18 protein-coding genes are annotated in these 22407 nt (G+C 63.7%); 2 read left to right on the top strand and 16 right to left on the bottom strand.

What is annotated here, in order from left to right:
* Nucleotides 1-2 precede the first annotated feature (2 nt).
* The 5 genes from EN955_RS05875 to EN955_RS05855 all read right to left on the bottom strand — a co-directional run bounded on the left by EN955_RS05875 (nt 3) and on the right by EN955_RS05855 (nt 7425).
* The gene (locus EN955_RS05875; RefSeq protein WP_024502485.1) at nt 3-1361 is read right to left on the bottom strand and encodes an aspartate aminotransferase family protein; all 1359 of its coding nucleotides are present in this window, start codon (nt 1359-1361) and stop codon (nt 3-5) included.
* Nucleotides 1362-1433: 72 nt separating this feature from the next.
* The gene (gene phnY, locus EN955_RS05870) at nt 1434-2891 is read right to left on the bottom strand and encodes a phosphonoacetaldehyde dehydrogenase (protein ID WP_024502484.1); all 1458 of its coding nucleotides are present in this window, start codon (nt 2889-2891) and stop codon (nt 1434-1436) included.
* A 227-nt stretch (nt 2892-3118) separates the two neighbouring features.
* Nucleotides 3119-4375: a phosphonoacetate hydrolase gene (gene phnA / locus EN955_RS05865; RefSeq protein WP_024502483.1), complete on the bottom strand. Its 1257-nt coding sequence runs from the start codon at nt 4373-4375 to the stop codon at nt 3119-3121.
* Nucleotides 4376-4399: 24 nt separating this feature from the next.
* A complete protein-coding gene (locus tag EN955_RS05860; RefSeq protein WP_024502482.1) occupies nt 4400-5599 on the bottom strand; it encodes a 2-aminoethylphosphonate--pyruvate transaminase in 1200 nt (399 codons plus the stop codon).
* Between the two features lie 125 nt (nt 5600-5724).
* Nucleotides 5725-7425 (bottom strand): Na/Pi cotransporter family protein, encoded by a 1701-nt coding sequence (locus tag EN955_RS05855; protein ID WP_024502481.1) that lies wholly within the window; start codon nt 7423-7425, stop codon nt 5725-5727.
* Nucleotides 7426-7580: 155 nt separating this feature from the next.
* On the opposite strand from EN955_RS05855, the gene EN955_RS05850 reads away from it, so the two are divergent.
* Nucleotides 7581-8450, top strand: coding sequence for a LysR substrate-binding domain-containing protein (locus EN955_RS05850; RefSeq protein ID WP_024502480.1), 870 nt, complete (start codon nt 7581-7583; stop codon nt 8448-8450).
* Here the strand turns inward: EN955_RS05850 and EN955_RS05845 are convergent.
* The 7 genes from EN955_RS05845 to EN955_RS05815 all read right to left on the bottom strand — a co-directional run bounded on the left by EN955_RS05845 (nt 8447) and on the right by EN955_RS05815 (nt 16964).
* On the bottom strand, nt 8447-10924 hold the full coding sequence (locus tag EN955_RS05845; protein ID WP_024502479.1) for an FAD-dependent oxidoreductase: 2478 nt from the start codon (nt 10922-10924) through the stop codon (nt 8447-8449). The genes EN955_RS05850 and EN955_RS05845 overlap by 4 nt on opposite strands.
* A gap of 77 nt (nt 10925-11001) precedes the next feature.
* Nucleotides 11002-11796 (bottom strand): DeoR/GlpR family DNA-binding transcription regulator, encoded by a 795-nt coding sequence (locus EN955_RS05840; RefSeq protein ID WP_024502478.1) that lies wholly within the window; start codon nt 11794-11796, stop codon nt 11002-11004.
* A 73-nt stretch (nt 11797-11869) separates the two neighbouring features.
* Nucleotides 11870-12526, bottom strand: a complete 657-nt coding sequence (locus EN955_RS05835) for a GntR family transcriptional regulator (RefSeq protein ID WP_032898886.1) — start codon at nt 12524-12526, stop codon at nt 11870-11872.
* A gap of 196 nt (nt 12527-12722) precedes the next feature.
* Nucleotides 12723-13304: a hypothetical protein gene (locus EN955_RS05830; protein ID WP_024502476.1), complete on the bottom strand. Its 582-nt coding sequence runs from the start codon at nt 13302-13304 to the stop codon at nt 12723-12725.
* 1 nt (nt 13305) lies between these two features.
* A complete protein-coding gene (locus tag EN955_RS05825) occupies nt 13306-14991 on the bottom strand; it encodes a DUF6880 family protein (protein WP_024502475.1) in 1686 nt (561 codons plus the stop codon).
* On the bottom strand, nt 14988-15359 hold the full coding sequence (locus EN955_RS05820) for a hypothetical protein (RefSeq protein WP_050580435.1): 372 nt from the start codon (nt 15357-15359) through the stop codon (nt 14988-14990). Before EN955_RS05820 ends, EN955_RS05825 begins: the two co-directional genes overlap by 4 nt.
* Nucleotides 15360-15512: 153 nt before the next feature.
* On the bottom strand, nt 15513-16964 hold the full coding sequence (locus EN955_RS05815) for a DHA2 family efflux MFS transporter permease subunit (protein WP_024502473.1): 1452 nt from the start codon (nt 16962-16964) through the stop codon (nt 15513-15515).
* A 317-nt stretch (nt 16965-17281) separates the two neighbouring features.
* On the opposite strand from EN955_RS05815, the gene EN955_RS05810 reads away from it, so the two are divergent.
* The gene (locus tag EN955_RS05810; protein ID WP_024502472.1) at nt 17282-18298 is read left to right on the top strand and encodes a Zn-dependent oxidoreductase; all 1017 of its coding nucleotides are present in this window, start codon (nt 17282-17284) and stop codon (nt 18296-18298) included.
* A gap of 7 nt (nt 18299-18305) precedes the next feature.
* Here the strand turns inward: EN955_RS05810 and EN955_RS05805 are convergent, their stop codons facing one another.
* Genes EN955_RS05805 through EN955_RS05790 form a run of 4 tightly spaced genes read right to left on the bottom strand, consistent with a single transcriptional unit; the run spans nt 18306 to nt 22399 of the window.
* Nucleotides 18306-19010, bottom strand: coding sequence for a cyclase family protein (locus tag EN955_RS05805; RefSeq protein WP_024502471.1), 705 nt, complete (start codon nt 19008-19010; stop codon nt 18306-18308).
* Nucleotides 19007-19945 (bottom strand): ABC transporter permease, encoded by a 939-nt coding sequence (locus tag EN955_RS05800; protein WP_024502470.1) that lies wholly within the window; start codon nt 19943-19945, stop codon nt 19007-19009. Before EN955_RS05800 ends, EN955_RS05805 begins: the two co-directional genes overlap by 4 nt.
* Complete coding sequence (locus EN955_RS05795) at nt 19942-20916, bottom strand: ABC transporter permease (RefSeq protein ID WP_024502469.1); 975 nt, start codon at nt 20914-20916, stop codon at nt 19942-19944. Before EN955_RS05795 ends, EN955_RS05800 begins: the two co-directional genes overlap by 4 nt.
* Entirely contained in the window at nt 20909-22399 is a 1491-nt protein-coding gene (locus EN955_RS05790; protein ID WP_024502468.1) for a sugar ABC transporter ATP-binding protein, read from the bottom strand. Before EN955_RS05790 ends, EN955_RS05795 begins: the two co-directional genes overlap by 8 nt.
* Between the last annotated feature and the right edge of the window lie 8 nt (nt 22400-22407).

The raw sequence follows: 22407 nt of genomic DNA, 5'->3' as shown, positions 1-22407 counted from the left end.
GGTCAGGCCGCCAGCACCGTTCGCTCGACGATGTCGAGCGCGCCGTCGAGGTCGGTTTTCGAAATGACCAGCGGCGGCGACAGCGTCAACACGTTGCCTTGGCTGATCTTGAAGCTCAGCCCCTGTTCAAGGCAAGCATAGAAGACGCGCTCGGCGAGATCGCGTGCCGGCTGGCGCGTATCGCGATCCTCGACGAGCTCGACGCCGACCATCAGTCCCCTGCCCCTGACGTCGCCGACATGGGGCGAGCGCGCCATCAGGTGCTGCATGCGCCCTAGCATGTGCCGACCGAGTTCGGCCGCGCGCTCGACCAGCCCTTCCTCCAGGATGATGTCGATCGTCGTCAATGCGGAGCGGGTCGTCACCGGGTTCTTCTCGTGGGTGTAGTGGCCGATCGCGAAGCCACCGGTGACGTCGAGATCGCGGCGCGCGATGATGGCGGCGATCGGCAGGACGCCGCCGCCGAGCGACTTGCCGAGGACGACGATGTCAGGCGTCACATCATCATGCTCGTGCGCGAAGAATTTGCCGGTCTTGCCAAGGCCGGTCGGGATCTCGTCGAAGATCAAGAGCGTGCCGTGCCGGTCGCAGGCCTCGCGCACCCGCTTCCAGAAGCCCGGCGGCGGCGGGTTTGGCGTCGCCCGCATCGGTTCGGCGACGACCGCCGCCACGTCCTGCTCGCGGCCAAGGACGTAGGCAATCATGTTGGCGCAGGCGAGGCCCGATGCTTCCAGGGAATCGTGGCCATAGGGGCAGCGATAGCCGTCCCAAGGCGCGACGTGCTCGGTGCCGGTCATCATCGGGCCTGATATGTGCGAGCGGAAGGTCGCCTCGCCACCAACGCTTGCTGCGCCGAAGCCGGCGCCATGGAACGCATCCCAGAACGACACCGTCTTGAAGCGGCCGGTCGCGGCGCGGGCGATCTTCAGCGCGACCTCGATGGCGTCCGAGCCGCCGGTAGTGAACAGCACTTTGCCGAGATTGCCGGGCGCCAATGCCGCCAGCTTCTCGGCCAGTTCGACGGCGGGCTCACAGGTGAAGCGGCGCGGCGCAAAGCAGAGCTCATCGAGCTGCTTCTTGATGGCGGCCACAAGCCTCGGGTGGCCATAGCCGAGGTGATGGACGCTGTTGCCGTGGAAATCCATGAAGCGGCGACCGGCGGTGTCCTCGATCCAGATGCCTTGCGCCTTGGCGATCGTCGACAAACAGGGGCTGGACAGGCTCTGGTGCATGAAGGCGGCCGCGTCGCGATCGAGCAGGCCGCGGATCCGCGGATCGCCCTGCCCGGCATCCCAGCGACCGCGAGCCGCTGTGGTGTTGGAATCGCCTTCGGTGTGCACAAGTTCAGATATCGCGGCCATCATGGTCTCCGAAATGCGAATGAGGGAGCGGCGAACGCTCCCTCGATTGTTCTATCCGTCAATGCCGTCCGGTCAGGACCAGGGCAGCGAAAATGTCTTCACATTGGTGTAGCTCTTCATCGCTTCGATGACGCCTTCCTTGTAGCCGTTGCCCGAATCCTTGATGCCGCCGAAGGGCGACATCTCGATGCGATAGCCCGGCACTTCCCAGATGTTGACGGTGCCGACCTGCAGCCCGGCGATGTATTTCTGCATGCGGGGAAACGAGTTGGTGCAGACGCCCGACGACAGGCCGAAGGCGGTCGAGTTGGACAATGCGATCAGCGCCTCGTCATCGTCCGGCGCGCGCACGATCGGGATGATGGGCCCGAAGGTTTCTTCCATGACCAGCTCGGATGTATGCGGCACGCGATCGACGACGATTGGCGGCAGCAACGCGCCCTGGCGGCCCGGATTGTAGAGAATGTCGGCGCCTTGCTCGGCAGCCATGTGGACGCGGGCCTCGAACAGCGCCGCCGCCTTCTCGTGCACAACGGTGCCAAGGTCGGTCGCGCGGTCCATCGGATCGCCGAAGCGGATCTTCTTCGCCCGCTCCAGCACCAGCGGCACGAAACGGTCGGCGACACTTTCCTGGACGAGGATGCGCTTGACCGCGGTGCAGCGCTGGCCGGAGTTTTTCGTCGCTCCGGCCACTGCCAAGTCCGCCGCCTTTGCCAGATCCTCGTCCGATAGATCGTTGAGGATGATTAGCGGGTCGTTGCCGCCGAGCTCCAGCACCTGGCGCTTGTAGCCGGCGGTGCGGGCGATCATCTTGCCGACCGGCACGCCGCCGGTGAAGGTGATCAGGTCGATGTTGTCGTTGGTGATCATCTCGTTGCCGATATCGGCCGGCCAACCGGTCACCACCGACAGCATTTCCGGCGGCAGGCCGGCTTCATAGAGAATGTCGGCCAGGAGAAGTGCGGTCATCGGCGTCAGTTCGGTCGGCTTGACCACCACGCAATTGTTGGTGGCGATCGCCGGCGCCACCTTGTGCGAGACCATGTTGAGCGGATGATTGAACGGCGTGATCGCCGAGATCGCCTTCAACGGCTCGCGAGTGGTGAAGATCTTGCGCGCCTTGCCGTGCGGGGTGAGGTCGCAGGAGAAGATCTGGCCGTCATCCTGGATGCACATCTGTGCCGACAGCGTGAACACGTCATAGGCGCGGCCGACCTCATAGAGCGAGTCCGTCTTGGAGATGCCGAGCTCGAGCGTGATGAGATCGGAGATTTCATCGCGGCGCGAGGCCAATGCCTCGGCGGTGCGGAACAGTATCTGCTGACGCTCGTAGCGGGTCAGCCTCGATTTGTAGCCGGCGGCGATCTCGAATGCCTGGCGGGCGTGATCGGCGCGGCCGGCCGGAACGGTGCCGATGACGGTGTCGTTCCAGGGATAGCGAACCTCGACGACGCCTTCGGCATCGACTTTTTTGCCGGCAATGCGCATCGGCTCGTGGCGAACTTTAATGGCAGGGTCGAGCTTGGTCATGGGTTCTGCTCCAGCAGATTCTTGTTGCGCGGAGGATCGACCCCCACTCCGGCCCTTCGGGCCACCTCTCCCCCGATCGACGGGGGAGAGGAAATCAGGCGAGGTCAGTGCCTCAACGTTTCCAGGCTAAGCCGCGGCTAACCCTGGCGCCTTTCCTCTCCCCCGTCCATCGGTGGAGAGGTGCCGAGCGAAGCTCGGCGGAGTGGGGGTCGACAATCACGCTCGACTCAAGCCAGCGCCGCCGCCATGGTGGCGTAGTAGAAGGCGTCGAAGTTTCTCAACACAGGTTCGTTCGGCAATTCCGGCAGCACACGATTGACGATGAACGGCACCTCCTGCTCGGTCAGCCCGCCATGCGACCGTAGCGGTTCGTTCAGAGCCGCCAGGTCATGGCGATGTTCTGAGGTGCCGATCGTCTTGTTTTCGGTCGAGATCAGCACGATGTCGCCGATGCGGTCAGCCGGAAGCTCGAAGCGCTCGCAGGCGGTCGGGCTGTCGACGACCAGCATGATGCCGTCGATCTTGGCCAGCCGCGCCATGATGCCGGCCTGGTCTGTGCCATCAGGCAGATAGGCGGTGGCAAACGAGCCGAGCGCGCCGTGATGCACGACATAGGGGTCGGTGATCGGCAGGATGACGCGGGCGGCGTCCTTGCCCAGCCAGTCGTCGAGAATATCCTGGACATAGACCACGTCGGGCGAGCCGTCGGCCTTGTGCTTCGGTTTCATGCCATGGTCGGCGGTGACGACGATGGCAGCACCCAGCGCATCGAGGTCGGTCAGGTACTTGTCGAACATTTCGTAGAAGGCATTGGCCTGCGGCACGCCGGGCGCATATTTGTGCTGCACATAGTCGGTGGTCGTCAGATACATGATGTCGGGGCGGAATTCCTTCAGCAGCTGGACGCCGGCGGCGAAGACGAACTCCGACAGCTCTGCCGAATAGACCTCCGGCACCGGCAGCCCGAAGTGCTTCGAGGCATTGTCGATGCCGTGCTCGGCTATAGTCGTGGTGTCGGACTTTTCCGCAGAGAAGCACAGCGCGCGGCCTTCATCGAAGGCGAGGCCCTTGCCAAGCAAGGCACGCAGCTTGTCCTTGGCGGTGACCACGGCGACCTTGGCGCCGGCATCGTAGAAGGCCTGGAAGATGGTCGGCGCGCGCAGGAAGCGCGGGTCGTTCATCATCACTTCCTTGCCGGTCTCGCGCTCATAGAGATAGTTGCCGCAGATGCCATGCACCGACGGCGGCCGGCCGGTGGCGATCGACAGATTGTTGGGGTTGGTGAAGCTCGGAATGACAGAGTGCGCAAAGCGCACCGTGCCCTTCTCCTTGATCCTGGCCAGAGCCGGCATCAGCCCGGTCTTTATCGCTTCGTCGAGATAGGCGGGCTCGCAGCCATCAAGGCAGATGGCGATGGCCGGCACGCGCGGCCAGGCGTAGGTGCGGCCGTTGACCGCGACGCTGATGGGAGACATCTGGTTCATCTGATATCCTCGAAGTCGGCCGCTTCAGGCGGCGAGTTTGGCGCGTTCGGCAAGTGCCGCGGCGGGTGGGGCGGCGGTGTCGACGCCCATTTCATGAAGCGAGAACGCTGCCGCCTCGACGACGCGGCGCATGACATGTTCGTCCATCTGGCCGATGCAGCCGACGCGGAACGAATCCACGGCGGTCAGCTTGCCCGGATAGATGATGAAGCCCTTGTCCTTCATCAGATCGTAGAAGCGGTCGAACGCGAAACTGGCATGAGCCGGATTGAAGAAGGTGACGATGATCGGCGACAGCCAGCGATCCCCGAGCAGTGTCTCGAAACCGAGGTCGCGCATGCCGGCCACCATGACGTCGCGGTTCCTCGTATAGCGGGCGCCACGGCCGGCGACGCCGCCTTCGGCCTCATGCTGGCGCAGTGCTTCGAGGAAGGCGGCCACGACATGCGTCGGCGGCGTGTAGCGCCACTGGCCGGTCTTGTTCAGGTGCGCCCACTGGGCGTGGACATCGAGCGACAGCGAATGGCTCCTGCCTTTGGCGGCCTCCAGTTCGCTCTTGCGGGCGATGATGAAGCCAAAACCCGGAACGCCTTCGATGCACTTGTTGGCGGACGAGACCATCGCCTCATAGCGGATTTCGTTGACGTCGAGCGCCACGGCGCCGAACGCACTCATGGAATCGACCAGCAGCTTGCGACCCTTGGCATGGACGGCTTCGGCAATTTCAGCGACCGGGTTGAGGATGCCGGAACTGGTCTCGCAATGGATGGCGATGACATGGGTGATATCAGGGTCGGCCGCGAGGGCCGCTGCCACCTCGTCGCCGCGCGGGGGCAGATAGTCGCCCTTGTCGATCAGCGTATAGGCGCGGCCGAGATACTGCATGGTCTGCGCGGCGCGCAGGCCGTAGGCGCCGTTGGCCAGCACAAGAACCTTGCCGTCCCTGGGCACGAACGACCCCAGCATCGCTTCGACGCAGAAAGAACCGCTGCCTTGCATCGGCACGCAGTCGAACTCATCGTTCCTGTCCCCGGTCAGCGCCAGCAGCCGGCGACGCATATCCGATGTCATGGCGCGGAAGTCGCCGTCCCACGATCCCCAGTCGCGCAACATCGCCTGCTTGACCGAATAGGCCGTGGTGAGCGGCCCCGGGGTCAGAAGATACGGCTCGCCCAGCGCCGGGCTGGCCAGCGGCTCCGCGGCAAATTTCGTCTCGGCGAGCATGTTGTCCTCCGCTCGATCTGCGTTCGATGTGGCCTTATTCTTGACCTGAATGATCTATTTGTAAAATCGTTATTTTGTATCGATTTATAGATTTTAATGATGATATGCCGGGCGGGAATCCGTCCTCAGGCCAGTGCGGGAGCCCTCACTTCCGCAGCCCCTCTCGCCAGCCGGCTTTCCAGCAGATCACCGCTCTGCGTCAGCAAGGGATAAGCGACCGAGGCCATCAGCGAGTTGATCTCCTTCAGCGCCCGCACGGCCTCCAGGTGGATGTCGCTGGTGTCGATGCTCTGCGGCATTCCCGATTGCAGGCGCTTGAGGTGACGGTCGTGGCTCGTGCGTTCCAGTCTGCGCATCCGCTCCTTCTCGACGACGAGTTGCCGCGCCGAATCGAGATCGCTCGACACCAGCACATTGAGTGCAAGCTGCATGTTGGCCATGACACGGTTGTGAAGCCCGGCCAGTTCGCTCCAGCCGTCGCGTGAGAAGCGCAGGTTCTTGTCACGCAGCTCCTGGGTGAGCACGAGCAGGTTCTTGGCGACGATGTCGCCGGCGCGTTCGAGATTGATGGCGAAGTCTGTGAGCTCGATGCCGCGCTGCGCTTCGGCTACGCTCATGCTGCCGCGGTTGACTTCGGCAATGTAGAGCTTGATTTCGGTATGGGCGCGGTTGACCTCCTCATCGAGTTTTTGGGCCTGGCGTATCTGGTCGCCGGTGCCGGCGTCGAAGAAATCCATCACTGGGCGCAGCATCACCTCGACGACTTCGCCCATGCGCAGCAGCTCGCGGGTGGCACTGGCTAGCGCAAGACCGGGTGTGTGCATGACGGTGCGGTCGAGCGCGCTGGTGCGGCGCGACATCAGGTCTCCACCCTCTTCGGCCTTTGCCACCGGCCTGTCTGCGATCAACAAGGCGACCAGCCGCTCCATCATGCCGGTGAACGGCAAGCAGCAGATGACCAGCACCAGATTGAAGGCAAGGTGCAGGTTGACCAGCTGGCGGCCTTCGGTTGCGCCGAACAGATGCGCCGGGAAGGTCACGGCCTGAAGCGCGAACAAAGCCGCCAGCGCCGCCGTGCCGCGAAAGATCAGATTGCCGAGCGGGATACGGCGCGCCTCGACGGCTTCGCCGCGCGTCAGCCAAACCGCGATCAGCGCGCCGCCGCAATTGGCGCCGAGGATGAAGAACAGACCGACCTCGACCGGCAAGACGCCTTGCGCGGCAAGCGTGACGAACAGCAGGATCGCCGCGACGCTGGAGTGAATCAGCCATGTGAACAGGGCAGCGGCGGCAAAGGCGGTGAAATAGTCCGCGCGCAGATAGGAAATCACCAGTGGCAGCAAGGTGCTCTGCCGCATCGGTGCGGTCGCCTCGCCGATCATATGCAGCGACAACAGGACGAAGGCGACCCCCATCAGGATTCGCCCGCTATGCCTGATGCCAGCCACTTCGAACTTCAGGGCCATCGCGCCGCCGACCAGGATCAGCGCCGGCACAAGCCAGCTGAGGTCGAACGACAGCACCTGCACGACTAGGGCGGAACCGAGATCGGCGCCCAGCAGGATCGCCAGCCCGGCCGACACCGAAACCATGCCGCTGGCGGCAAACCCGGCCGCCAGGATAGCGACGGCGGTCGAGCTCTGCAGCAGCACGGCAAGCACGGTGCCGACACCGGCCGATCTGATCCGCTCACCCCGGGCTTGCCTCAGGGCATCACGCAAAGCGAGCCCGCAGGCCCGCTCGACACCCTGGCGCACCATATGCACGGCCCAGAGCAGCAGCATGACCGCACCCGCCAGATGCAGCAGGATGATGGAAAATTGCATGGCGACGCCTCCGGTGCCAACGGCCGGCAGGGATGTCGACCCATGCTCAGGCTGAGGGTCGGCAAAACATAAGTCAAATCGTTCCTTTCGATCTTTTCCTAAGCAATCCTTATGATAAGATGTCGGCGATTTCAGAAGTGTCGGAGGCACGGGAGATGCGCTACGTCCAGTTGCGAGCCTTTCACCAGGTGGCCATCTGCGGTGGCTTTTCTCGCGCCGCCGAGGCGCTCTTCCTGACCCAGCCGGCGATCTCGGACCAGGTGCGCAAGCTCGAGGAAGAGTATGATGTGCTGCTGTTCAACCGGAACAAGAAGCAGGTCACGCTGACCCATTCGGGCCAGAAATTGCTCGAAATAACCCACCGCATGTTCGATACCGAGCAACAGGCGCTCGAACTCCTGACGGAGTCCCGCGCCCTGCGTTCCGGCTCGCTGCGCATCGTCGCCGATGCCGCACATCATCTGCTTCATATTCTCGGCAGCTTCCGGGCCCGCTACCCCGGCGTGCAGGTTTCGGTGCGCGCCGGCAACACCGAGACGGTGATCAGCAGCCTCTACAGCTACGATGCCGATATCGGCGTGCTGGGCGAGGTACCGACGGGGCGCGATTTCGAGGTGCTGAAACTCAACTCGACGCCGATCATCGCGTTTGCATCCGTCGACCACCCGCTGGCCGCGAAAAAGTCGCTCACCCTCAAGCAGCTCGCGCAGGAATCACTGGTCATGCGCGAGCGTGGATCGAAGACGCGTCAGAAACTCGAAGATCTCGCAGCCGCCTCGAAAATCGAATTGAGGCCGGCTATCGAAGCCGAGGGCCGCGAAGCCGTCCGCGAGATCGTCGCCTCGGGCGCCGGCATCGGCTTTGTCTCGGCGGCCGAATTCGGCCAGGATTCGCGGCTGGTGCCGATCACCATCGATGCTCCCGAGACCCTGATGGACGAGGCGTTGATCTGCCTGCGTGAACGCAGCGGCGGCAAACTGGTGCGGGCTTTCCTGGATATGGCGCGCTCGATGTCAGCGGATTAAGCGGCGGCCCTGATCTCCACCGCATCAGCCTTCACCCGCTCCGACTTCGGGTCGTAGGGGCTGCGCAGATGTGCTGTCGCGGCATGGCGAACGCCGGCAAGGTCGATCTCGAAACGACGACCGGTGAGAAATGCAGCGTCGACGCCCGCCTCGTTCTCGATCAGGCCGAGCGCCACCGAGCGGCCAAGCGTGTGGCCGTAGGCGGCCGAGCGGATTTCGCCGACCGGCTTGCCGTCGCGCAGGATCAGTTCGCCGCCCCACAGCATCGGCTCGGCATCATCGAGCGTGAACAGCACGATGCGTCTTGCCGGTGCTGCCGATGGCTTCGTCTCAACCAGCGCGTCGCGTCCGATAAAGTCACCTGGCTTGTCCATCGCCACGGCGAAGCCAAGCCCGGCCTGCCAGGGGTCGATATCAGGCGTCAACTCCCTGCCCCAGGCGCGAAAACCCTTTTCGATGCGCAAGGCATCGAGCGCATAGTAGCCGGCGTCCAGCAGACCGAATTCACGGCCCGCCTCATGCAACGCCTCATAGACGCCGACGGCGAATTCTGTCGGCACGATCAGTTCCCAGCCCAGTTCGCCGACATAGGTCATACGGTTGGCATAGGCGGTGGCATAGCCGATATCGATCTCGCGGATGGTGGCGAAGGGAAAGCCGGCGTTGGAAAGATCGGCCGAGGAGAGTTTGCCCAGCAGATCGCGTGATCGCGGTCCCATCAACGCCAGCACCGCGTAGGACGAGGTGACGTCGGTCACGATTGCATGCGCATCGGACGGAATGTTTTTGACGATCCAGTCGGCATCGTGGACAGCTTGTGCGGACCCGGTGACGATGAGGAATTTCTCCGCGCCGAGTCGCATAACGGTGAGATCGCTCTCATAGCCACCGCGTGCATTGAGCACGCCCGTGTAAACAGACGTACTGTCCGGTACGTCGATATTTCCGGCGCAGATCCAGTTGAGCACGGCGCAGGCATCGCGGCCCTGCACGAGGAGCTTGGCGAAAGAGGTCTGGTCGAAGACGGCGACGGCTTCGCGTGTCGCCTTCATTTCGCGCTTGACCGCCTCGTGCCAGTTCTGGCGGCCGAAGGCATAGTCGTTCTCGGTCTTCTCTCCCGGTGCCGCGAACCAGTTGGCGCGCTCCCAGCCCATCTTGGAACCGAAGCAGGCACCTTTGGCGGCGAGCCGGTCGTAGAGCGGCGAGCGGCGGAACGGCCGCGCCGTGTCCAGTTCACGGTTCGGCCACGGCATGGCGTAATGCAAGCCGAGCGTTTCCTTGACACGGTCATGCAGCCAGCGCGGATTGTTGTTGAAGGAGGCGAAACGCCTGATGTCGACCGGCCACAAATCCATGGTCGGCGCGCTGTTGACGATCCATTCCGCCAGCGCCCTGCCCGCGCCGCCGGCGCTGGCGATGCCCATGGAGTTGAAGCCGGCGCCGACATAGAAATTCTTCAGTTCCGGCGCCTCGCCGAGGAGAAAATTGTTGTCCGGCGTGAAGCTTTCGGGACCGTTGTAGAATTTCTTGACCTCGGCCTCGGCCAATTGCGGCACGCGGACCAGCGCGTTTTCCATCAAAATCTCGAACTGATCCCAATCGTCCGGCAACAGCGCGAACTCGAAATTTTCGGGAATGCCATTCATGCCCCACGGCTTGGCGTGCGGCTCAAAGCCACCCATGACCAGGCCGCCGACCTCTTCCTTGAAATAGATGAACCCGTCGGGGTCGCGCATGACCGGCAGGTCCGGATGCACGCCCTCGATCCTGCCGGTAACGATGTACATGTGCTCGGCCGAATGCAGCGGCACCGAGACGCCGCACATCAGCCCGACCTTGCGCGCCCACTGGCCGGCGCAATTGACGACGATCTCGGCGGCAATGTTGCCGCGGTCCGTCTCGATACCGCAGGCGACGCCGTTCTTCACGCTGATGCCGGCGACCTTGACCCGCTCGAAAATTTTCGCGCCGCGATTGCGCGCACCCTTGGCCAGCGATTGCGTGAGATCGGTCGGATTGGCCTTGCCGTCGCCCGGCAGCCAGACGGCGCCGACCAGATCGTCGGTCGCCATGACCGGCCATAGATCGGCCGCCTCCTTCGGCGAAATCACGTCGATCTCGACGCCTTGGGCGCGTGCCGATGCGGCCGTGCGCTTCAGCACCGTCATGCGGTCGGCGGTCCGCGCCACCGACAGCGAGCCACAATTCTTCCAACCGGTGGCGAGCCCGGTCTCGGCCTCCAGCTCACCATAGAGCTGCGTGGAGTATTTGATCAGGCTGGTCATGTTGGAATGACTGCGCAACTGGCCGACAAGCCCTGCGGCGTGCCAGGTGGTGCCACCGCTGAGTTGCCCCTGTTCGAGCAGCACGACATCGGTCCAACCGAGCTTCGTCAGATGATAGGCGACCGAGCAGCCAATGATACCGCCGCCGACGATGACGACGCGCGCTTGCGTGGGGAATTCGTTTGCCATGGGACATCCTGCCGTTTTGACACCGGTTGGATCATAGCAGCCGAATTCCAAATATCAACACAAAATACCACAAAATATCACATCAAAGAGGCAATCATCAGCTCAGGCCCTTTGCGCGCAAGCGCTTCAGCGATGTCAGCCTGCGGTTTCGCGTCGACGATCACGCCGGCGGCGCGTTGAAAATTCGGAATCCTGAGCGGCGTCAGCTTTGCGAACTTGCTGCTGTCGAGAACGAAGTAGGTTTTGGCGGCAAGCGCGATCATGCGGCTGCGCTGTTCGGCGCCGGCGCGGGTGAAATCGGTCACCTCGCCGTCGGGCGACAGCGCGCCACCACCGAGGAACGCGATGTCAACGCGAAAGCGCGACATGGCTTCGAGCATGTCGATGCCGGAGGCCGCTTCCTCGCCCGGATCGACTTCGCCACCCAGCACATGCACGCGCATGCCTGAGACGTGGCACAGCAGAAGCGCGATCTTCAGGCTCGCCGTGCAGATGGTGAGATCGCGCAGGTCGGCCATGGCTTGTGCGACGGCCAATGTGGTGGTGCCGGAATCGAGGAACACCACCATGCCGTCCTTTACAAGACCGGCGGCCAGCCTGCCGATCGCGGCCTTGCCTCCGGCATTTTCGTGGCTGCGCAAGCTCATTGCCGGTTCGCTCGGCTCGAAGCGGGCGGCGCCGCCATGGACGATGCCGAGCCGTCCCTTATCCGACAGCAGCTTCAAATCACGGCGGATGGTTTCGCGCGAGACATCGAAGAACCCGGCCAGTTCGGCGACACTGACAGACCCCTGGGCGCCCAGCCGCCGCAGGATCTCTTCGTGGCGACGTGGAGCAAGGGCGCGCGCCGGCAGGCTGCTGTCGGGGGACATGATGATCCTCGGATCGAGTAGCGATGTTGCAATATGTGGCAGTGATCGTGCGGAGGCAACTCAAGCCATGTCGTCAGGATTTTCGCGACAGGCCATCTTCCCTGATCGCGCTGACCAGCGTCTCGCTTCCCTCGCGAAGATGCTGCCTCAGAATGCCTATGGCCCTGTCGCCGTCGCGCCACCGGCAGGCGGCCAGCAGATCGCGGTGCTCCGTCTGCGAGCGGCTGCGATAGTCCAGGTTCGACAGCAGGATGCGGACGTAGCGATCGGCGGCATTGTGGTGCGCCTCGATTAAGGCCAGCAATCGATTGTTGCCGCAGGCATCGTAGAGAGCCAGATGAAAGGCACGGTTCAGCGCGCCCCATCGGCCGACATTGCGCTCCGCGTCGATCTGATCGAGAACCTGTTCCGCCTCGTCGAGCCTGTCACCGGCGAGATTGGGAAGCGAAAGCCGCAACGCCTCGCATTCGAGCAATTCGCGCAGCGCATAGATTTCACTGATCTCGGCGCCGTCCATCCGGGCGACCTGCGCGCCTTTTGTCGGATGAATGGAAACAATACCTTCGGCTTCCAATTGGCGAAGGGCGTCACGAATTGGCATGCGGCTGAAGCCAAACTGCTCGGCCAATTCGTCCTGGCGCAGCGGAGTGCCCGCCTTGATGGTCCCACTGGCAATCGCTTCGCGCAGAACATTGGCGACCTGTTCGGCCACAGTTCGCGGCCCCTGCATCACGCTTTCCGCAAATCCTCGCAATCGATGCTCCCGTCCACCTCGCATCAGCCTAATGGAAAACCGCCCGCGCGGATATAAGTATGCCCGTATACACACCGCTTTCGTGCGGCGCTGGAAACTGCGAGAGTTGCCGTTTTCGGAGGCATCGGCGCGATGCCTGCGACGTCAAGCGGTAGGCTCACCCTGCCGTCTTTCAGCCGGTCCGCGGCAGGTCATGCGCGGAGCGGACCCGGCCAACGCCTCGCCTATAGAGCATTCCACCTTCGGCCGGGGCGAGCAAATCGTCATACGGCGTGAAGTCGGCGACACGCTTGTTGAAGGCGATCTCGCCGCAACCGGGGACAAGGCAGTCGATTTTCCCTTTCGGACATTGACTGAACTTGCAGAGCCGGCCCAGATAATTGTCGGTGCCGGGTTCGATCAGAAAAATATCCAGTTGATGATCGGCGACACTGATCCCTGTTCCCTTCTCAAACGCCTTGCGCAGGGCAAGCGCGGCGGCACGGCGCAGTTCGCCGAGGCGTTCCTGCGAGTCGAGCCAGAGTGCCAGATCCAGATCGCTGCATTCATGCCAGACCTCGATCCGTGCGCGCCGGAATTCGCTGAAGCGCGGCACCTCTTTCCAGAGCGGCTTGGCGACGGAGCCTATGACGGCCACCGCTGCCACCTCGCGAAAACGCGTCCAGGCATCGGCAACGACATCCGCCGCCGCGCGGAACTGCCGCTGGCGTTCCAGCATATAACGGTCTTGTTCCTCGATCGCCGCTCGTCGCATGTCAGGCCAACAGCTTCATGAAATTGCGCTTGCGGCCGAAGCGGGTCTTTACATCCGCCAGGTAAGCGGCGTGTTCGGATGCCCCGCGCAGGCCGGCCATATGGCCGATCAATGCCGCCGCCTCTGCGTAGGCATCATTGCCACCAAACTCGGCTAACCGGTTGACGCGTTCGGCATAAATCGTCAGCGCTTCGCGCGGATGGGTGGCTTCGCTGGCCCGTGCGAGCCTTTCCTTCAGTCCATCGGAAGCACCATGTTCGCGCGTGTTCGCCCAGGCCAGGTCGAACCGCTTCTCCTCGATCAGGATGCCGATGAGCAGTTCGGCCGGATAGTGCCACTTGGATGACTTCTCGCCCGCCAATCTGGATTGGAGACGCGAGACCGCCCGATCGCGCGCTGCCACGCCACCCGTCTTGCACAGCCGCCGATACAATTCCAGGCTCGGCGCCTTTTCGAATGCGCGCCATAGATGTGCTTCGGCATCTGCATCGCGACCGGCTGTGGTCAGCAGTTCGACGGCAAAGAAAACAAGCCGCTCGTCGGGCCGATCGTCCTCGAAGAGCCACAGGCCGTCCTCGGCCCAGCGCAAGGCCTCATCGGCGCGACCGTACGAGAGGCAGAGTTTGGCGATTTGCAGATAAGCTTCCAGTGACGACAGATGCTTGGCGCGAAGCGCGATGCGCGCCTCGACGTCGCCATCTCGTTCGGCAAAGAAATCGAGGATTTCCCGCAGCCTGTAGTGATCCCCATTCAGTATGTGACCGGTCCGGCTCTTGCCGGCGGTTGCGGGCAATTCTTCCCAGGCCTCTGTGGCGAGGCGACGGTATTCGGCCAATCCATCTTCACCGAGGACATCGCTGTAGCGACCGGCCGCGCCACTGAAGGTGTCGTAGTCGCCATTGATCTCGCGTTCGAAAAGGTCACGCGCCAGGGAAACAGAGACGCAAGGCGCCACCTGGGCAGCCTGTAGGTGGATTTCGCATGCCCTGTCGAGAAGCGGCGCGCAATGGCCGTCGGAATCGTCAATGTTCTCCAGGGCAGCCTCGACCTGATCGATGACTTGAATTGCCAGTTTCAGCATGATGTCGGCATGCTTGCTCGGGAGGGCCGCGATCGCATCGAGCGCTTCCTTGACGCCTTGCGCCCAGTCGGGAGCCTCGCGGTAGTCCACGAAGCCATTCGTGGCGGTTGCGCCGTCGATCATCTTGCCGAGGCGCGCCTCGAGTGTCACCTCGTCGCCACTTTGTGTAGCCAGCGTGGCCATTTCCAGCTTGCGCAACAGGATCGGATCGCGCTCGGCAATATCCACGATCATCTCGACAAGTGCTGTCTTGTCCTTGCCCTCCAGATGTTCGCGAATACGCGCGAACATGCCTGCACCTTCCGCTTCGCCATCGCTTCCCGCCGCATTTGTCGCCAGCGCCGCTGCCACCAAATGCTTGCAATAGCCCCAATCCCCGAAAGCACGGCAAGAACACGAACCTTCGATCGACTCGGCAGGCCCCATCAGTTCAACGCGGTAGTCTTCCGTACCGGCAACCTGTGCCAGCACGCGCTTAGACCCAACGGTCAGCAGTTGCACCAGCCCGTCACGCCAATAGGCCTCGCCACGCGAGTACACCTTGTTGCCGACCAGGTCGCGCAGGGCATCAACATCGAAACGGGGGCGACTGTTCTTGCGGTTCATAGTGGCGGCTGGAGCCTTGAATCAGCCGCGATAAGACGCAGGGCCTCGTCCAACGTGACGGCCGCATGCAGCCGCCACCATGCTCCGGTGTGCCTGTACCACATGAGATCGAACCGGGTCTCGGCGAGATGCTCCTCCACATGGTCGAGCCGGGCGAAGGCGGTGTTGAATTCTTCACCGTCATCCGAACGATAGCGCGCGGAAAACCCGTATTTGCTTCCTCGCCACTTGCCGAAGATGTCGAGCGGATGGTCGAGCCGATCCAGCTGGCCATGGATGAACCGTGGCTTCAGAACATCGGCGATGAAACGCTCGCAGTCGGTGGCGATGGCCAACTTCTCGCCAGATGAAAGCTCCTTGACCCACATCGGTCTTGTTTCCAGCTTCGCTATCGCAATCTTTCCGCGCCATCTGCCGCCAACAGCGCTGCGGAGCAGCCCTTGGCCATGCGGGTTATCCACCGTTCATGATAATCGACCGATCCGGTGAGGCAATCCTTCGATCGCAATCCGCATTCGGCATCATTTGCGCGAATTGCCCGGTCGAACGTGGCCACTGACCTGCACGCCGTCCTCGGCACGCAGGTACAGGAAACCAGGAATGGACAGCAGCGGGATGACCGCGGTCAGCAGGAACACCTGGTGGAAGCGTTCCGCTGTCACGATGTGGGTCTCTCCTGCGACTAGGCCCAACACCATGGCGGCGATCGAAACGCCCAGGGAAACGCTGAGTTGCTGCAGGACGCCGCCGAGACTGGTGGCGCGGCTGAGCTTGTCGGCCGGCAGGTCGGCATAGGACAGCGTGTTGGAGGTCATGAACTGCGCCGACCGGATGATCCCGAAGACAAAGACGTAGAGGCCGATCATCCAATGCGGCGTGTCGGCCTCGATCAAGGCAAATCCCGCCACGGCGGCGGAGCCCACCATCGCGCTGCCGATCAGCACGACATTGAAGCCAAAGCGCCGCAACAGCGGCGACAGCAGCGGCCGAATGAGCAAGGCGCCGAAGCTGCCGACGAATGTCAGCGAGCCCGAGGTGACCGGGCTCATACCAAAGCCGACCTGCAGCATCAGCGGCAACAGGAAAGGCACGCCGTTGAGGCCGACGCGGCACAGGCCGCCTGCCAGCGTACCGACCCAGAACGAGCGAAATCGAAACAGCGTCAGATCGACCGCCGGTGCGACGACGCGGCGCGCATAGCGCCCGAAGGCGAGCAGCAGCAGGATCGCGGCGGCCAACACCAACGCTGTCGCCGAAACAGAGATGATCGGCCTCCCGATGCTTTCCAGCCCGAACTGCAGCAGGGCCACGCCGCATCCGACCATCAGGAACCCGGCGAAGTCGAAGCGTTGCACCGCTTCCTCGCGGAAATCGTCGACGAAGCGCAGCGCCGCTAGAATGCCGAGACAACCGAATGGCACGTTGACATAGAATATCCAGCGCCATGACGCGTAAGTGGTCAACAGGCCGCCGAGCAGCGGCCCGATCACAGGCCCCATGATGGCGGGCAAGGTCATGTAGGTCATGGCGGTGATCAGCCCGCTGCGCGGGAAGCTGCGCAGCAGGATCAGCCGCCCGACCGGTGTCATCATGGCGCCGCCCAGCCCCTGCAGGGCGCGCATCGCCAGCAGCATGCCGAAACTGTTGGCCATCCCGCACAGCGCCGAGCCGAGGGTGAAGGTGAAAAGCGCCAGCGCGAACACTTTTCGTGCGCCGAATCTGTCGGCGAACCAGCCGCTGACGGGAATGAATACGGCCAGCGTCAGGATGTAGGTGGTGATCGCCAGGTTCAGCCTGACGGGCGTCGTGTCGAGACTGCGCGCGATGGCGGGGATCGCGGTGGTGATGATGGTGGAATCGAGCTGCTCCATCAGAAAGGCGATGGCGACGATGATCGGGATAATCAGTCTCAGCCTCGGGTCCCGCTCGGTGGCAAATTGAGGCTGTTCCAATGCTGTGGCCAATTCCGTCATGCAGGCGGCTGCTCTACCCCAGTTGGCGCATCCGCGTTCAAAGGCAAGATCGCCTTCTGTGCGGCAGGCCAGCCGAGGCCTGATCACACGGCCTGTCTTATGGTCCGACGAATAGGCAAGCGGTAGTCATTTCTGGTTGTGTGGAGGTCAACAAATCTTGACCATGAGCACCGCCGGCGAGTTGAGCGTCGCGGCAGGCAGTCACCTCGCATTCGACCTTGCTCGATCTCCCTGGGGAACTACCGCCACGCGCGCTTGCAGCTTGACTGCACAACGAAGTTGAGTCACTGGTCGACTAGTATACAAGTGGTGAGACCATGCTTGAAGTTCTCGTTCGCGCGCCGCGGTCGCTGGAAGTCCGGCAGGGCACCATGCCAGAGCCCGGCGCCGGCGAAGTCGTCGTCCATGTCAGCCGTGCGGGTATCTGCGGCTCCGACATTCACATCCTGCACGGCTCCAACCCGTTCGCCGTCTATCCGCGCATCATCGGCCATGAATTCGCCGGCACCGTAACCGCGCTCGGACGCGATGTGACCGGCATAGCGGTGGGAGACAGCGTGGTGGTCGATCCCGTGGTGTCGTGCGGCCACTGCTATCCCTGCCGGGTCGGCCGCTCCAATGTCTGCGCCAACCTCGAAGTGATGGGCGTTCACCGCGACGGCGGTTTTCGCGCCTTCGTAGCGGTGCCTGCGGCAAATGCCATACCGGTTCCAGGAGATATGCCGTTTGGGCTGGCGGCACTGGCCGAGCCGTTTTCCATCGCCGCCAATGTGCTTGATCGTACCGGTTGCGGACCCGAGGACACGGTGCTGATCTATGGCGCCGGCACGGTCGGCGTCACTGTCCTGCAGGTCGCCAAGCTCAAGGGCGCACGCTGCATCGTGGCCGATATCGACGAAGCCCGCCTCGAGCGAGCGCTCCGCTTCGGTGCCGACAGGGTGATCCACTCCGTGCGCGATCCCGTGCCGGCCGCGGTGCGCGGTGAAAATGACGGTCTTGGCCCGACGCTGGTCATTGACGGCGCCGGCATTCCCGCACTTCTTGACGAGGCTTGCCGGCTGGCCAGCCCGGCGGGCCGCATCGGCCTGCTCGGTTTTTCCGATGCCCCATCCAATCTCAGCCAGCAGGAAGTGGTGCGCAAGGAACTGACCATCGTCGGCTCGCGCCTGAACCGCCGGCTGTTGCCGCGCGTCGTCGAATGGCTGGCCGACAAGCGGCTCGACCCGCAAGGCATGATCACGCAGGTCTTCGCGGCGGCGGATGCACGCGCCGCCTTCGACCTTATCGAGAAGGAACCGCAGCGAACGCTGAAGGTCCAGTTGGACTTCTCATGAGCCGGAATTAGCTCTCGACCAGCGCGATGGCGCGTAGCGGCGATCCGCTGCCGCCTTCGATCGCCAGCGGCAAGCTGATCAGGAAGCACAGTGGTGGCACTTCCCCAAGCCGGGCGAAATTCTCGCCGATCAGGATGCCGGCTGAAAGCAGTGTATTGTGCGCCGGGAAATCCTCACTGCCGAAACAATCGATCGACAGGCAGTCCGAGCCGACGATGCGCGCACCGCGCTCGACCAGCAATTCGCTTGCTTGCCGCGACAGGCCGGGCCAGTCGGCGAGAAACACAGCCGGATCGTCCCAGTGCCGGTCCCAGCCGAAATGGAAGAACACGGCGTCACCCTGCCGTATAAGGCCATGTTCGGCCTCGAAAGCAAAGATAGAATCCGGCTCGACCGCCTGCCCGGGCTGACAGCCACGCGCGTCGATCGTCACCATGCGGCCGAAGAAGCGCTCGACCGGAATGTCCGAGATGGCAACGCCGCCGCGGACGAAATGGACCGGCGCGTCGAAATGCGTGCCGGTGTGCTCGCTCATGGCCAACGCGTGGTTGCAGGCGACGTCGCCGCGATCATAGGATTCCACCATCTCCTGGCAGAAATGCGGGTGCGTCGGCCACACCGGCATGCCCGGCTTCATCGGATGCGTCAGGTCGACGAAGGAAACCGCCTTTGTTTCGAACAGCCCGGCGAGCGTGTCAGTGGCGGATGTCATCTGACGCGCGGCCTCGGCACGAGAGCGACGATCAGGATGATCAGCACACCGGTCAAAAGGAAGCGCACGCCTGCCTGGATGCCAAAGGTGTTGAGCATGGTGGACATCAGGTTGAAGAACAACGCTGCCCCCCATATGCCGACCGCGTTGGCCTGTCCACCGGCGACGCTGGTGCCGCCAAGCACCACCACGGCGATCGATTCCATCAGATAGGCGTCACCCATGTTGAGTGCTGCCCCGCCGCTGAAGCCGGCAAGCAGGAAGCCGGCGAGCGCCGCCGCCGTGCCGCACAGCATATAGGCAATCAACCGCACCCGTGCGACGTTGATGCCGGCAAGCCGCGCCGCCGGTTCGCTCTGGCCGGTGGCCAGCAATTGCCGGCCCCAGACCGTGCGTTTGAGGACGACCATGGCGACCAGCGTCAGCACCATCACCGCGATCGGCATGAATTGAACGCCGCCAAGGCTCATCGAGGTGAACCGGGAAAGGCCTGCCGGTGGCTTGAGCGTCGCCTGGCCGCCGAGATTGAAGGCAAGCGACTGGAAGACGAAGCTCCAGGCGAGCGTGGCGATGATCGGCGGCAGCCTGAGCGCGACGATGGCAAGGAAGTTCGCGGCCCCGGCAACGGCGCCGACGGCAAGTGCTGCAAGCAGGCCAGGCAACAGCATGCCGTCGGACCCTTGCATGACCGTCATCGACACATAGGCGCCCAGCGTCAGCACGGATGGCACGGACAGGTCGATATTGCCCGGCCCGGAGGCGACCACGAACATCTGCCCGGTTCCCACCACAACGCTGAAGGCACCGAAGGCGAGCGCGCCCGACAGCGTGGCGCCGGCACTGCCTATACCGGAATAGGCTGATGTCCCCACCCACATTGCGAGCGCCACGATGAAGCCGTAGGTCCACGGGGCGAGGCTCAATCTTCGGGTCATCGCGCCCGCTCCGACAAAAGCACGCGCCCGGCCAGCACGAGAAACAGGATGACGCCCTGGGCACCGATCTGCCATGTCGGCGGCACCTGCAGGAAGGACAGAAGCGAGCCCGCGAGCGACAGCGTCAGCGCACCGATCACTGTGCCGACCGGCGAGACGACGCCGCCGGTGAAGGCGCCGCCGCCGAGGATCACCGCGCCGACGCCGAGCAGCGTATAGGCCGGCGCGACATTGGCGTCGCCCGAAGTGGTGAGGCCGGTCAGCGTCAGCCCGGCCAGACAGGCGAGCAGGCCGGCGGCGGCATAGACAGCGACGCGGATGCCGATAACGGACCAGCCGGCGCGCTCGACGGCGCGCGGATTGCCGCCGGCGCCGCGCAACACCACGCCATAGGAGGAGCGCGAGATGACGAGATGGCCGGCGAGCGCCGCCAGTGCCGCCAGCCAGATCGACAGCGGCATCAAAGGCGGCTGCCAACTCATGAAGGAAGCCAGCCATGCCGGCGCCGAGCCACCCGGCGCCGGCAGCAGGATCACGGCGATGCCGAGCCAGATGAAGGACATGCCCAGCGTCACGATGATCGACGGCAGTTGCCGCGAATGGATAAGCAGGCCGAAGCCGGCATAGGCGGCGATCAGGACCAGATAGCACAACAGCGCGAGCGCAGGTGCATCCCCGAGATAGAGCGCCGTGACGCAGGTGATCAGCCCGACAAAGGCGCCGTTCGACAGGTCGATGTCGCCCAGCATGATCACCATCATCTGTGCCAGCGCGGCGAACACCAGCGGCACCGAGAGCTTGAACAGAAGGTGGAAGCCGAAATAGCTCATCGCCGCCGGGCGAATGCTGAAGATGATGGCGAGCATGACCAGCAGCGCGATCGCCGGCAGGCCGACCTGCAAGGCATTGAGCAAGGCCGGGCGCGCCTTGGAGGACGATCGGGCGGGAGCACGGGCTACGGCGTCAGACATGCTCGCCTCCGAACGATGCCTGCAGGATGCGGCCGGTCTCGATGGCGTCGCCTTCCAGCCTGGTCGCGGCGCGTCCCTCGCGGAAGACATAGATACGCTCGCAATTGGTCAGCTCTTCAAGCTCGGTCGTGTACCAGACGAAGGAGCGTCCGTTCTCCGCCTCGGCGCGGATCAGCCGGTAGACCTCCTGCTTGGTGCCGACATCGACGCCGCGCATCGGATCGTCGAGGAAGATCACTTGCGCATCCGACGCCAGCGCGCGGGCGAACAGCACCTTCTGCTGGTTGCCGCCGGACAGCGACAGGATCGGCGTGTCGATCGAAGGCGCTTTGACCTTGAGCCGGTCCGACCAGGTCTCGGCCAGCTTGCGGGCGGCAGCGCTTGAAATCATGCCGCCCCGGGTCAGCGCATTCAGGCTGCGGATGGTCAGATTGTCGGCGATGGACCATAGCGAGAACACGCCCTCCGAGCCGCGGTCGCCGGCGACATAGGCACCCGGCAAGGCCTCGCGCTGCCGGCGCGCGGCATAAAACATCGCGCGCAGCCGCTCGCGCTGGCCGTGGCCGTCGAGCCCGGCGAAACCGATGATCTCGCCCTTGCCGACTTCGATGGTCAGATCAGCGGCGTCGCGACCCGCATGCCGGATCACTGGAGCTTGCACTGAGGCCGCCTTGCCGGCGGAGCGGTCGCGTGGCCGCTCGATGCTGCCCATCAGTTCGACAAGCGCGGCGCGTGACAGGCCTGCAGTCGCCCGCTCGGCGACGACCTTGCCGTCGACCATGACGACGGTGCGGTCGCAGACGGCGAGGATCTCGTTCAGGCGATGGGTGATCAGGATGCAGGCGATACCGCGTCCTGCCGCGCGGCGGATATGAGCAAGCAATTGTTCCGTCGCCTCGTGGCCGAGCGCCGAGGTCGGCTCATCGAGGATGACGGCGCGCAATTTGATGCCGGTTTGCGTGAAGGCGCGGGCGATCTCGACCATCTGTCGCTCGCCGATCGGCAGGTCGGCCACCTTCCTGTCGAGATCGATGCCGTGGCCAGGGAAGATCTCGTCCAGCACCGGACCGATCACCTGGCGCGCGCGCCGCCGCCAGCCCAACCCACGCAAGGACCTGTGCACGATGCGGGTGTTTTCCGCCGACGTCAAATTGGCGCAGAGCGACAGTTCCTGGAAGATGCAGCGCAGCCCGGCCTGCTGGGCGCTGGCCGCACTCCAGGCACCGATCTCACACCCGCCGAGGCGAAAGCTGCCACCGCTGCGCTCGACGGTGCCGGCAAGCACGTTCATCAGCGTCGACTTGCCAGCGCCATTGTGGCCGACGAGGCCAACGACCTCACCGGGTTTGAGATGAAAATCCACGCCGCCCAGGGCATGCACGGCATCATAGTGCTTGCGGACATCGCGCACCTCGATAAGGGCGCTGTCGGCATCGCCTGTCTCTGCTGCGTCCTTTTTGGACGACGTGGGATCGTTCATCATTCGGCCAT

The sequence above is a fragment of the Mesorhizobium sp. M7A.F.Ca.CA.001.04.2.1 genome (assembly GCF_003998485.1).
Taxonomy (GTDB): Bacteria; Pseudomonadota; Alphaproteobacteria; order Rhizobiales; family Rhizobiaceae; genus Mesorhizobium; species Mesorhizobium ciceri.
This window is presented reverse-complemented; position numbering and strand designations above follow the sequence as displayed.

What these genes read in the sequence shown, in the direction of transcription:
- EN955_RS05875 (WP_024502485.1), bottom strand. Translation starts at nt 1,361, where the DNA reads ATGGCCGCGATATCTGAACTTGTGCACACCGAAGGCGATTCCAACACC.
- phnY (WP_024502484.1), bottom strand. Translation starts at nt 2,891, where the DNA reads ATGACCAAGCTCGACCCTGCCATTAAAGTTCGCCACGAGCCGATGCGC.
- phnA (WP_024502483.1), bottom strand. Translation starts at nt 4,375, where the DNA reads ATGAACCAGATGTCTCCCATCAGCGTCGCGGTCAACGGCCGCACCTAC.
- EN955_RS05860 (WP_024502482.1), bottom strand. Translation starts at nt 5,599, where the DNA reads ATGCTCGCCGAGACGAAATTTGCCGCGGAGCCGCTGGCCAGCCCGGCG.
- EN955_RS05855 (WP_024502481.1), bottom strand. Translation starts at nt 7,425, where the DNA reads ATGCAATTTTCCATCATCCTGCTGCATCTGGCGGGTGCGGTCATGCTG.
- EN955_RS05850 (WP_024502480.1), top strand. Translation starts at nt 7,581, where the DNA reads ATGCGCTACGTCCAGTTGCGAGCCTTTCACCAGGTGGCCATCTGCGGT.
- EN955_RS05845 (WP_024502479.1), bottom strand. Translation starts at nt 10,924, where the DNA reads ATGGCAAACGAATTCCCCACGCAAGCGCGCGTCGTCATCGTCGGCGGC.
- EN955_RS05840 (WP_024502478.1), bottom strand. Translation starts at nt 11,796, where the DNA reads ATGTCCCCCGACAGCAGCCTGCCGGCGCGCGCCCTTGCTCCACGTCGC.
- EN955_RS05835 (WP_032898886.1), bottom strand. Translation starts at nt 12,526, where the DNA reads ATGCAGGGGCCGCGAACTGTGGCCGAACAGGTCGCCAATGTTCTGCGC.
- EN955_RS05830 (WP_024502476.1), bottom strand. Translation starts at nt 13,304, where the DNA reads ATGCGACGAGCGGCGATCGAGGAACAAGACCGTTATATGCTGGAACGC.
- EN955_RS05825 (WP_024502475.1), bottom strand. Translation starts at nt 14,991, where the DNA reads ATGAACCGCAAGAACAGTCGCCCCCGTTTCGATGTTGATGCCCTGCGC.
- EN955_RS05820 (WP_050580435.1), bottom strand. Translation starts at nt 15,359, where the DNA reads ATGTGGGTCAAGGAGCTTTCATCTGGCGAGAAGTTGGCCATCGCCACC.
- EN955_RS05815 (WP_024502473.1), bottom strand. Translation starts at nt 16,964, where the DNA reads ATGACGGAATTGGCCACAGCATTGGAACAGCCTCAATTTGCCACCGAG.
- EN955_RS05810 (WP_024502472.1), top strand. Translation starts at nt 17,282, where the DNA reads ATGCTTGAAGTTCTCGTTCGCGCGCCGCGGTCGCTGGAAGTCCGGCAG.
- EN955_RS05805 (WP_024502471.1), bottom strand. Translation starts at nt 19,010, where the DNA reads ATGACATCCGCCACTGACACGCTCGCCGGGCTGTTCGAAACAAAGGCG.
- EN955_RS05800 (WP_024502470.1), bottom strand. Translation starts at nt 19,945, where the DNA reads ATGACCCGAAGATTGAGCCTCGCCCCGTGGACCTACGGCTTCATCGTG.
- EN955_RS05795 (WP_024502469.1), bottom strand. Translation starts at nt 20,916, where the DNA reads ATGTCTGACGCCGTAGCCCGTGCTCCCGCCCGATCGTCCTCCAAGGCG.
- EN955_RS05790 (WP_024502468.1), bottom strand. Translation starts at nt 22,399, where the DNA reads ATGATGAACGATCCCACGTCGTCCAAAAAGGACGCAGCAGAGACAGGC.